At 48.7% G+C, this 10,968-nt stretch carries 9 protein-coding genes; all 9 read left to right on the top strand.

Annotated elements, in window-relative coordinates:
* The first annotated feature begins 97 nt into the window (after window positions 1-97).
* Window positions 98-1,672 (top strand): extracellular solute-binding protein, encoded by a 1,575-nt coding sequence (locus KQJ23_RS05995; RefSeq protein WP_216477782.1) that lies wholly within the window; start codon window positions 98-100, stop codon window positions 1,670-1,672.
* Window positions 1,673-1,704: 32 nt separating this feature from the next.
* Window positions 1,705-2,664 carry an ABC transporter permease gene (locus KQJ23_RS05990; RefSeq protein ID WP_216477781.1) on the top strand — a complete coding sequence of 320 codons (960 nt, stop codon included), beginning with the start codon at window positions 1,705-1,707 and terminating at the stop codon, window positions 2,662-2,664.
* 15 nt (window positions 2,665-2,679) lie between these two features.
* Window positions 2,680-3,576 (top strand): carbohydrate ABC transporter permease, encoded by an 897-nt coding sequence (locus KQJ23_RS05985; protein WP_216477780.1) that lies wholly within the window; start codon window positions 2,680-2,682, stop codon window positions 3,574-3,576.
* A 20-nt stretch (window positions 3,577-3,596) separates the two neighbouring features.
* Window positions 3,597-5,609, top strand: a complete 2,013-nt coding sequence (locus KQJ23_RS05980; RefSeq protein WP_216477779.1) for an alpha-L-arabinofuranosidase C-terminal domain-containing protein — start codon at window positions 3,597-3,599, stop codon at window positions 5,607-5,609.
* A gap of 17 nt (window positions 5,610-5,626) precedes the next feature.
* Window positions 5,627-7,393 carry a glycoside hydrolase family 2 protein gene (locus tag KQJ23_RS05975; protein WP_216477778.1) on the top strand — a complete coding sequence of 589 codons (1,767 nt, stop codon included), beginning with the start codon at window positions 5,627-5,629 and terminating at the stop codon, window positions 7,391-7,393.
* Window positions 7,394-7,581: 188 nt separating this feature from the next.
* The gene (locus KQJ23_RS23915; protein WP_346779352.1) at window positions 7,582-8,097 is read left to right on the top strand and encodes a sulfatase-like hydrolase/transferase; all 516 of its coding nucleotides are present in this window, start codon (window positions 7,582-7,584) and stop codon (window positions 8,095-8,097) included.
* A complete protein-coding gene (locus tag KQJ23_RS23910; protein ID WP_283571154.1) occupies window positions 8,094-8,888 on the top strand; it encodes a sulfatase family protein in 795 nt (264 codons plus the stop codon). The genes KQJ23_RS23915 and KQJ23_RS23910 overlap by 4 nt, the downstream gene beginning before the upstream one ends.
* Before the next feature lie 227 nt (window positions 8,889-9,115).
* A complete protein-coding gene (locus tag KQJ23_RS05965) occupies window positions 9,116-10,054 on the top strand; it encodes an ABC transporter permease (protein ID WP_216477777.1) in 939 nt (312 codons plus the stop codon).
* A gap of 4 nt (window positions 10,055-10,058) precedes the next feature.
* Complete coding sequence (locus KQJ23_RS05960; RefSeq protein ID WP_216477775.1) at window positions 10,059-10,931, top strand: carbohydrate ABC transporter permease; 873 nt, start codon at window positions 10,059-10,061, stop codon at window positions 10,929-10,931.
* Window positions 10,932-10,968 lie beyond the last annotated feature (37 nt).

Here is a 10,968-nt window from a genome sequence, read left to right as displayed (position 1 = left end):
ATTTGCAGTTTGGACGACTGAATTATAATAAATTCACATCAAGGGAAACGCTTACATGACAAAGGCAAGTGACAAGATGAAGGAGGTCGTATTAGTAATGCAAAGACAATGGAGAAGAACGGCAATGAGCTTGATGATCATTGCTGCTCTCGCGCTCGGAGGCTGCAGCACGGGCGCCAACAGCAACAAGGAAGCCGCTACTCAAGGATCGGGTGAGCAGTCGACGGTAAGTAAGGATGGATTCCCGATTGTACAAGAGCCGGTGAAGCTGAAAATGTTTACACGTATCGCTCCTGTCAATGGTCCTTTTAAGGACATGCCGGTGTTCCAGGATTACGAGAAGTTGAGTAATGTCCAAATGGAATTCATTGAAGCGCCAACAGACGGTTTTGCCGAGAAAAAGAATCTGCTGTTCGCATCGAATGAATTGCCTGACATCATGTACCGCTCGAATATTACACCATTGGAAGCCGTTCGTTACGGTTCTGGCGGACAACTGATTCCACTGGAAAACCTGATTGAGGAATATGCTCCGAATCTTAAAAAATTGATGGAAGAATATCCGGAAATCCGTGCATCGATTACTACGCCTGAGGGACATATCTATACGATTCCTGGTATCGTTACGCTGGATTCGGCCCGGACGGACAAAAGATGGATCAATACGGCCTGGCTGGAGAAGTTGAACCTGAAAGTGCCTGAAACTCTTGATGAGCTGTATGAGGCACTGGTTGCCTTCCGCGATCAAGATCCGAACGGAAACGGACAACAGGATGAAATTCCGATCACGGCCCGTACCGGACTTCCTATTGTCGTTGCGATGAGCGGATCCTTCGGACTGGACCAGCAATTCGGCTACAACGTCAATATTAATGACGATAAAGTTGAAATTTGGATGGGCAGCGAGCGTAACAAAGAATTGCTCATGTTCTTGAACAAGCTGTATGCAGAGAATCTCCTGGATCATGAAGTATTCTCACAAACGGAAGCGCAATATCTGGCAAAGCAAGGATCGGGGAATACAGGTGTTTTCTTCGATCAGACGAATAATAACTTCCTGCCAATTTCAGATCAATATACAGGTATCGCACCGTTTGAAGGCCCGCATGGCGACCGCCTGCAAAGCCAAGGAGCTCCTGTGCCGCGTGACCAAGGTGCATTTGCCATCACTTCGGTTAACAAGCATCCAGAGGTATCGATGCGTTGGATCGACTATTTCTACAGTGATGAAGGTTCGACCCTGCTGAGATTCGGCCGGGAAGGCGAGCATTACGAGCTGGTCGATGGAATTCCAACGTACAAGCCTGAATTCTCCACAGCCGAGACGCAACCGAAGCTTACGCCATATGCCGGTGGAGGCGCGCCTCACCTGATCAGTGAATATGTCGGCTCGTATATTAATCCTCCGCAAGTACAGGAAGCACAAGATACGCTGGCTCCGTTCATGCCGAAAACCCGCTATGCGGCGCCGATGTTCGACGAAGCAACAGCTCAGAAGGTGAATACGCTTCGGAATGATATCGATAAGTACTATGAAGAGCAAAGCACGAAATTTATCGCAGGTGCATTGAGCTTTGACAAGTGGGATGAGTTCCAGGCTACGCTTAAAAAGATGAGCATTGAAGAGCTTCAGCAAATCTACCAAGACGCATACGACAAAATGGCTAAATAGGCAGAACCTCTATGGGATAGGAGTGGATGTTCATGAAGAACGCAGAAATCCATGAGACTGCCGCGGTGCCCCAGTTCCGACCGGAACGGGGCAACCGCCTCATTAGGCAAATTCTCAGCAGATACGATCTGTATCTGATGCTGTTATTGCCGATCACATGGTATTTGCTGTTCCATTACGGCCCGCTTTACGGGCTGCAAATTGCATTTAAAAATTTTAATCCGGGCAAAGGAATTCTTGGCAGCAGCTGGGTGGGCTTTGATAACTTTCAGCGCTTCTTCGATTCCTATTATTTCTGGAGACTGCTCTGGAATACGTTATCCATTAATCTGTTTTCACTGCTGATTGCATTTCCAATACCGATTATGCTTGCACTACTGATTAACGAAATTCGCAGTAAACGCTATAGCAAGCTGCTGCAAAATATCACCTACATTCCGCACTTTATTTCCGTCGTAGTTATTGTAGGCATCCTGACCGTTCTGCTCTCCACGAATGGCCCGATCAATATGCTGATCCAGGCTCTGGGCGGATCGCCGACCCGCTTCATGGAATCGGCAGGCTGGTTCAAGACGATTTTTATCGGCTCTAATATATGGCAAAACATGGGCTGGCAATCCATCATCTATATTGCGGCGCTTAGCGGGATTAATCCGCAGTTGTACGAGGCTGCCAAGATAGACGGTGCTTCTCGTATGCGGCGTATCTGGCACGTATCGTTGCCAGGGATCATCCCGACGATCGTCATCCTGCTCATTCTGGACATCGGACAATTCATGAACATCGGTTTCGAGAAGATCCTGCTTATGCAGAACAACCTGAACCTTGAAGCCAGTGACGTGATCTCTACCTTCGTATATACCACCGGGATCTTGAAGGGAGAATACAGTTACACTGCGGCAATCGGGCTCTTCAACTCCTTGATTAACTTGACGCTCCTGCTGCTGGTGAACAGGTTTGCAAGAAAAACATCAGAGACGAGCCTTTGGTAATGGAGGAGATGAACAATGTCTAGAGAAGTATCTTTGAAAGGTCCATCGGACGAGCGCTTGTTCGATGTTATCGTATATCTGATCGCCGCGGTAATTATTCTTATCGTGCTTTATCCGCTGGTGTTTGTGGTCAGTGCTTCGTTCAGTGACCCGGCCAGGGTGCTGGGCGGAGAGGTATGGCTGCTGCCAAAGGGCCTGACGCTTGAAGCGTACACAAGCATTTTGCATAATGACAAAATTTGGACCGGATACCGCAACTCGATTGTCTATGCGGTAGTCGGCACACTGATCAATATCGTTATGACTTTGCTGGCTGCTTATCCGTTATCCAGACCGGATTTGCCGGGACGCAAAGGTCTGATGATGATTGTCACCCTGACCATGTTCTTCAGCGGGGGATTGATTCCGAGCTACCTGCTGGTTAAGAGCCTGGGAATGGTCGACACGATGTGGGCGCTGATCATTCCGGGCGCCATCTCGACATATAACCTGATTGTCATGCGGACTTATTTTCAATCCAGTATTCCGTGGGAGCTTCAGGAGGCGGCGCATATTGACGGCTGTTCCAACTGGCGGCTGCTGATCAGCATCATTCTCCCTCTGTCCAAACCGATTATTGCGGTTATGGTGTTGTTCTATGCAGTGGGCCATTGGAATGCATTCTTTAACGCTCTGATTTACATCCGAACGGAAGATTTATATCCACTTCAACTTGTGCTTCGGGAAATCCTGATGATCAGCCAATCAGCTGGCGCTGACGGCGGTAATGTAGGCCTTGAAGAGAAAATACTGCTATCCGAGAGCATCAAGTATGCGGTCATTATCGTATCGAGTCTGCCGGTGCTGATCATGTATCCATTTGTGCAACGGCATTTCGTTAAAGGTGTTATGATCGGCTCCATAAAAGGATAAATGGCAACGGAGGTATAAAATTGAACAATAAAGCTACGATTTCAATCGATTGCAACAGTGCCAGCGAGCACACAATTAATCCTTATTTGTTCGGGCATTTTGTAGAGGATATTCGTGATCATATGGAGGCCATGCTGGCCTTCCCGCTGAAAGACATGGACTTTGAGAGCGAAGCGGGGGGAACCTCCGGCGTATCGGGAAGCTGGTATACTTACACCAATGGGCGCAATACGAAGTATGCATTGGAGGCTTCGGCGCCAAAGCATTCGGGGCGCGCACAGCGCATCCGCATCTTAAGCGACGATGAGGCTTATGCGGGAATTGCCCAACGAATTGCTCTGAAGGGACCGAAGAATTATTCCGTGAAGCTGGTCATCCGAACGTCGATCGAGTTTAATTATGTGATCGTCGAGGCTGTAGATCGCAGCAATCAAGAACGGCTAGGCCTGGAGCGCATAGAAGTGAACAGCCATAACTGGCGTGAATATGAAGCCGTGCTAGCCGTCAGCAGAGATTGTGCGGACGCGGAATTCCGCGTGTATGTGCCGTCTGAGCATCCTCGATGGAAGGATAGCGTGTCCACGGGCATGCTTTGGATCGATCATGTTTCCTTGCTGCCGGAGGACCATATTGGCATGGTGAAGCGCGAAGTGGTCGAGATGACCAGGGATTTGAATGCCGGCATGATGAGACTCGCGGGCAACTATATTAGCGCCTACCATTTTGAGCATGGAATCGGGCCGGTATTGGAACGGCCGGTGATGTTCAATGAAGCTTGGGGAGGCTGGACCAGCAAATACTTTGGTACAGATGAGTTTATCGCCTTTTGCCGGGAGTTGAAGGTGGAGCCGCTGATTTGTGTAAATGACGGTTCGGGCACACCCGAAGAAGCAGCGGCATGGGTGGAATATTGCAATGGCTCCACGGATACCCCGATGGGTGCTCAGCGGGCTGCTAACGGACATCCGGAGCCCTATGATGTGAAATATTGGGAAATTGGAAATGAAGTTTGGGGCGCCTGGCAGGTCGGAAGTGTAACGGGAGAACAATTCGCCAGACGTATGCTCCCTATCATTAAAGCGATGAAGAAGATTGACCCTTCCATTGTCATTCTGGCATGCGGTCATACCGATCAGGAATGGAACCGGGCTGTGCTTGACATTGCGGGCGAGCACATCGATTATTTGACTCTGCATTTGTATCATGGGTACAACCGTTTCGGGATGGACCGCAATACGCCGGAGGATGAGCGTTATAAGGCGATGGCTGCCTATTCAGAGTGGACCCGCCTTAATTTGGAAGAGACAAAAGAACAGATTTTTGCCAATCTGAAGCACTGTCATGTGAAGCTGGCTATTACCGAATACAATACGATGTACTATCCGAATAACATCCGTAGAGGATTACCGGATGAGCATACGCTTGGAGCGGCGGTGGCTAACGCAGCCAACCTGAATGAAATGCTGCGGGCCAGCGACATTGTGCATATCGGAAGCTTCTCCGATCTTGTGAACGGGTGGCTCGGAGGCTGTATCCGCGTCGGCGATTACTATGCGGATCAATACTGCGGCAAAGTCCCTGGCTGGAGCGGACATCCGCTTAAGGTATACGGAACACCTACCTATGAGGTAATGAAGCTCTATGCGGGACGCGAAATTTCCCACATGCTTCCGGTAAATGTAGAGTGCGGCACCTTCGCTGTTCAATCCAACAAACCGGCACCGATCGATTTGGACGCCTTGCCGGATCTGGATGTAGCCGCGTGCACGAACAAAGACAGAAGCACGATCACTCTGTTTATCGTCAACCGGAGCCTGCAAGAGGTAAGAGCCGCTCTGGATCTTGGAGAGCTTCAGGCCTCCAAAGACACTGTGCTTTATGAAATTACAGGAGAATCCGAGTGGGATATCAATTCCGTCTTCGCCCCGGATTGCATCTCCTGCAAGTCCAGCTCCATTCCGTTCGAAGCCTGGAAGGCGGGTTATCCGCTGCGTCCGGCATCGGTCTATGCATTGGAGATCAGAACCAAATAACTTTCAGGAGGAGCAAGATGACAACCAAGGGTTATATCAAAGATTATCCAAGACCCCAATTCGTGCGCGAAAAATGGATGAACCTGAACGGCGAATGGGACTTCCGGTTCGACGATGAGAACGTCGGGGAAATTGAAAAATGGCAGGAACAGCTGGCAGGAACGCATAAGATTACTGTTCCATTCACGTATGAAACACAGGCCAGCGGCATCGGTATCGAGGAATTCCATTCGCGGGTATGGTACAGCAAGAACGTGCCGATTCCGAAGGAAGCGGAAGGACAACGGGTAATCCTGCATTTTCAAGCCGTGGATTATATCGCCAAGGTATGGGTAAACGGGGTGCTGGCTGGCAGCCATCAGGGGGCCTATGCCGCATTTTCCTTCGATATTACGCCTTACCTGACATTCGGCGCGGATAATATCATTACACTGAAAGCGGAGGACAGCGACGACTGCACCCAACCACGGGGCAAGCAGCGGTGGACGAAGGACAATTTCGAATGCTTCTATGTGCAGACTACCGGCATTTGGCAGACCGTCTGGCTGGAATATGTGGAGGAGCAGCGGCTTGACACAGTGAAGATCACCCCGGATCTCGATCATGCCAGAGTAGCCTTTGATTACCGGGTACACGGCCTGGAGACGGCGAAGGGAACCTTAAGACTGGAAGCCATCGTGACGATGAAGGACCGTCATGTAAAGACGGTAAGTCTGGTGATCGACCGGCCTCGCCTGAGCGTGGAAGTAGATCTGGTACACGAAGTGAACGGACCCTGGAAAAGACGCTTCTGGTCGCCGCAGCAGCCGAATCTCTATGATGTGGAATTTGTGCTGTACCAGGATGATATCGTTGTGGATCGCGTGCTATCCTATTTCGGCATGAGAAAGGTATCCATTGAAAAAGGCAAGGTGCTTCTCAACAATGTGCCAATCTATCAACGGCTGATGCTGGACCAGGGCTATTGGACGGAGAGCCATTTGACACCGCCGAGCGAGGAAGCCCTAATTGCCGACATCGACTTTATGCTGGAGATGGGCTATAACGGCGTGCGCAAGCACATGAAAATTGAGGACGCCCGCTTCTTGTACTGGTGCGACGTTAAGGGCCTTTTGGTATGGTCGGAAATGGCGGCGACGTTCGAATTTCATGATGATGCGGTGGAGAACTTTACCAAGGAATGGCTGGAAATCGTGCATCAGCAATATAACCATCCGAGCATTATCACCTGGGTCCCATTCAATGAGTCCTGGGGAATTCCGTATATTTTGCATGATCAAAGACAGCAGAAATTTACGGAGAGTATTTACCATCTGACCAAATCGTATGACCCGTACCGTCCGGTCATTACAAATGACGGCTGGGAGCATACCGTCTCCGATATTATCACCTTGCATGACTATGTGGAGACCGGAGAGAAGTTCCTGAAGCGGTATGCGGACAACAAGGACGCAATCGTCAACAATGAGACAACCTGCAACCAATGGAAATATGCGCTCGCCGACGGCTATGAGTATAAAGGCCAGCCGATCATGATCACCGAGTTCGGCGGAATCGCCTTCCAGTCGGATAAAGGCTGGGGCTACGGGCATCAGGTAAAGACGGATGAAGAATTCCTGGCACGCTTTGACGGCCTGGTACAGGCGATTAAGAGCGTGGATTATATTTGCGGCTTCTGCTACACCCAGCTTACCGATGTCCAGCAGGAGATCAACGGTATGCTTACAGAGGACCGCAAGCTGAAATTTCCGTTGGAGCAGATTAGGGAAATCAATTTGAAGTAATCGCATAAATTAATAGAAGAAGCCCGTCCATGAGGATAATGGAGGATTAACCACCGCCGACCATTTAAGGATTGATGTCGAACAACAGATCCTTCCTCATGCTACGGGCTTTTTGTTACATTTTTAATCCGGGCGAATATGCGGACAGCAAGAGCCTTCCCTATTAATCATAAAAAGAGGTGTAACAGGTGAAGCCCAATATACTATGGATTTGTACTGATCAGCAACGCTTTGACTCGTTAGGGTGCTATGGGAATTCGTTTGTACACACACCCAATATTGATAAATTAGCACAGGAGGGTATTTTATTTGAGAATACTTACTGTAATTCCACGATATGTTCCCCAAGCCGTGCCAGTTTCTTAACGGGTAGGTACCCGAGGACGGTTAAGTTCACAAAAAATGGGCAAAGCATACCGGATACTGAAGTATTGGTTACGCGTTTATTAAATGAAGCGGGATACACTTGCGGATTGTCCGGGAAGCTGCATATCTCGGCCTGCCATCCAAGTTTAGGTAAAGGTATGGAAAGGCGCATCAATGACGGCTACGATTTATTTCATTGGTCACACCATCCTAAAGAAGACTGGCCGGTCAATGAATATTCACATTGGCTCAGATCAAAGGGGAAAAAGTATACGTCGCGATCAATCGATGATTATTTGCTCCGCACCATCCTTTTGATCCGCCGGAAGGTCACATGAAGCGCTACCTGGATCGACTGGATGAGATTCCGCTTCCGAGTTATGCGGAGGGTGAGTTAGATTCCAAACCCGCAGTTCAGCGTAGAGATCACCTGGGGGCATATGCGAACCCTAAGCTTTATCCTTTTAATAAAATGAGTGAAAAGGATCATAGGTATATACGTGCTGCGTATTGGGCGATGTGTGATTTGGTCGATGAACAAGTAGGTAGAATGCTGGAAGCGCTCGAACGAACAGGTCAACTGAATAACACGATTGTCATTTATATGTCTGATCATGGAGAACTCTTAGGCGACCACGGCATTTATTTAAAAGGACTGCATTTTTACGAGGAATCTGTGCATGTGCCGCTAATTATTTCTTATCCGGGGACATTTAAGGCAAATACGCGAAAATCAACTTTCGTGGAACTGGTGGATTTGGCTCCAACGCTGCTTGAAGCGGCTGGTGTTCCAATGCATCCAGGAATACAAGGCAAATCATTGATGCCTGTTCTAACTGGTATGCAAGCAGATCATAGAGAAGAGATCTTCTGTGAAGTGGAGGAATCAAGAGGTGAGGAAGAAAGTACCGAAGGTGCGGTAATGGTAAGGACAAAGACACATAAGTTAGTTCTTCATCACCCAAATAATGAAGGTGAACTATATGATCTGCAGACCGACCCGCAGGAACGGGATAACTTATGGGACAATGCTGGGCATATGGAAGTGAAGTTGCTTATGATGGAACTTATGTGCAGAAGATTAGCGGAAAAGGTAGACCCAAGTTCCCCTAAGGTGGCACCTTGGTAACTCTGCCTGGCGGAACCTCATATTGAAAGAGATTTCCCCGATCATCTGCGATGATCTTTTGGGACATTCTCTGGGGGGTTACTTTTATACGAAATAGAAGGGGATTGGCAAGTACATTAATAAGCCGGGAACATCGTGAAATAGGATAAGAAAAAAACAATCCGGGCAACGAATTCGGAAAACGGGCTCTTTATAATGAGGATAATACGGCTCACATGGAGGTTTATATGAGGAAAGCTAATGTAATTGCCACCGCCCGCCCTTTCGGAAACAAGCCCAAGTACTTCGTTCATCTCCCGTTTTACCTGATGATTCTGCCCGGGCTTTTGTATTTTGTCATATTCAAATACGTACCGATGTTCGGCCTTATGATTTCATTTCAGAACTACGATCCGTTCGTCGGATTTCTGAAGAGCTCATGGGTAGGCTTGGATAACTTCAAACGGCTGTTTATGGAACAGGATTTCACGCTCCTGCTCAAAAATACGTTTCAATTTGCGGGCCTGGACATTTTATTCTTCTTCCCTGCGCCCATTCTCCTGGCGATCCTCTTGAATGAGGTCAGATTGAAGTCGTTCAGGAACGTCGTACAAACGATCATGTATGCCCCGCATTTTGTCTCCTGGGTCGTTATCGTGTCCTTGACGATGACCTTGTTCTCTACGCAGACCGGAATGGTCAATCAATGGCTTGAAGCTGCCGGTCTGGGCACGATCGAACCGTTTGCCAAATCAGGGTGGCTGAAGCCGATGTGGCTTGTCCAGAACGTCTGGCAAGGCATGGGCTGGGGCTCTATTTTGTATCTGGCCTCCATGACCTCGATCGATACGTCATTGTATGAAGCCGCCAAAGTGGACGGAGCGGGACGGCTGAGACAAATTTGGCATATTACTTTGCCGGGGATCCGCTATGTCATAGTCGTGATGTTTATTTTGCGGCTCGGCAATTTCATGGAGATCGGCTTTGAACACATTTTTCTGCTGCAGAACCCCTTGAACTTCCATGTATCGGATGTTTTCGATACCTTCGTCTATCGAACCGGTATTTTGCAGAGGGACTACAGTTACTCTGCGGTCGTGGGAATGTTCAAGTCAGTGGTAGGTCTGGTTCTTGTCATGGGAGCGAACCGGCTGGCGCGCAAACTGGGAGAAGAGGGAGTGTACTAAGCTTATGCCGAAAATACGAAACGTCAAAGAACTTGTTTTCCAGTTGGCCGTTGTCGTCATTTTGCTTATCTTGGCATTGGCGGTTGCATTTCCTTTTGCGCTTACCATCTTCAGCTCCTTTGCTTCGGATAAAGAACTTCTAATGAGGGGAGCCGTGCTGTGGCCGAAAGAGTGGACGCTGGACGCCTACCGGTTCTTGCTCGATAATGAGCAATTCACCACTTCCTTCTGGAATGCGGTAACCCTGACTGTCGTTGGAACGACAATCAACATTACATTGACGGTACTGATGGCTTATGGGCTGGCCCAGCAAGACTTGAAGGGCAGAACCGTCATTAACTTCATGGTGCTGTTCACGATGCTGTTTCACGGCGGAATGATTCCGACTTACCTGGTTGTGCATGGGCTTGGATTAATCGATTCTTACTGGTCCATTTGGCTTGTCAATGCTATCGCGCCGTTCAATATGATTATTATCAGAAGCTATTTCCAGACGCTGCCGAAGGAACTGAAGGAGTCCGCCCGAATTGACGGCTGCGGCGAGTTCAATATTTTGCTGCGGATCATTTTGCCGGTCTCTATGCCGACGATCATTACGTTTACTTTGTTTTATACCGTGGTGAACTGGAACACGTATTTTCAGGCGGTTTTATATCTGAACGATACGAACAGTTATCCGCTCCAGGTGTTTTTGCGCCAAGTGCTGATTGTGAATCCGTCCGAGCTTGGCCTCTCGGTAACCGATTCCGGTTACCTCTATACGGAGGCCGTAAAGCATGCTGTCATCCTCTTGGCCGCATTGCCTCTGATTGCGGTGTATCCGTTCATGCAGAAGCACTTCAGTAAAGGGATGATGATGGGTTCGATTAAAGGTTAACCGCAATCAACGCAATAAAACGGAAGCCAGCTAGAAG

Source organism: Paenibacillus brevis (assembly GCF_018919145.1).
Classification (GTDB): domain Bacteria; phylum Bacillota; class Bacilli; order Paenibacillales; family Paenibacillaceae; genus Fontibacillus; species Fontibacillus brevis.
The sequence above is the reverse complement of the archived record's forward strand: the minus strand, read 5'-3'. Positions and strand labels throughout refer to the sequence as shown.

What these genes read in the sequence shown, in the direction of transcription:
- KQJ23_RS05995 (WP_216477782.1), top strand. Translation starts at nt 98, where the DNA reads ATGCAAAGACAATGGAGAAGAACGGCAATGAGCTTGATGATCATTGCT.
- KQJ23_RS05990 (WP_216477781.1), top strand. Translation starts at nt 1,705, where the DNA reads ATGAAGAACGCAGAAATCCATGAGACTGCCGCGGTGCCCCAGTTCCGA.
- KQJ23_RS05985 (WP_216477780.1), top strand. Translation starts at nt 2,680, where the DNA reads ATGTCTAGAGAAGTATCTTTGAAAGGTCCATCGGACGAGCGCTTGTTC.
- KQJ23_RS05975 (WP_216477778.1), top strand. Translation starts at nt 5,627, where the DNA reads ATGACAACCAAGGGTTATATCAAAGATTATCCAAGACCCCAATTCGTG.
- KQJ23_RS23910 (WP_283571154.1), top strand. Translation starts at nt 8,094, where the DNA reads ATGAAGCGCTACCTGGATCGACTGGATGAGATTCCGCTTCCGAGTTAT.
- KQJ23_RS05965 (WP_216477777.1), top strand. Translation starts at nt 9,116, where the DNA reads ATGAGGAAAGCTAATGTAATTGCCACCGCCCGCCCTTTCGGAAACAAG.
- KQJ23_RS05960 (WP_216477775.1), top strand. Translation starts at nt 10,059, where the DNA reads ATGCCGAAAATACGAAACGTCAAAGAACTTGTTTTCCAGTTGGCCGTT.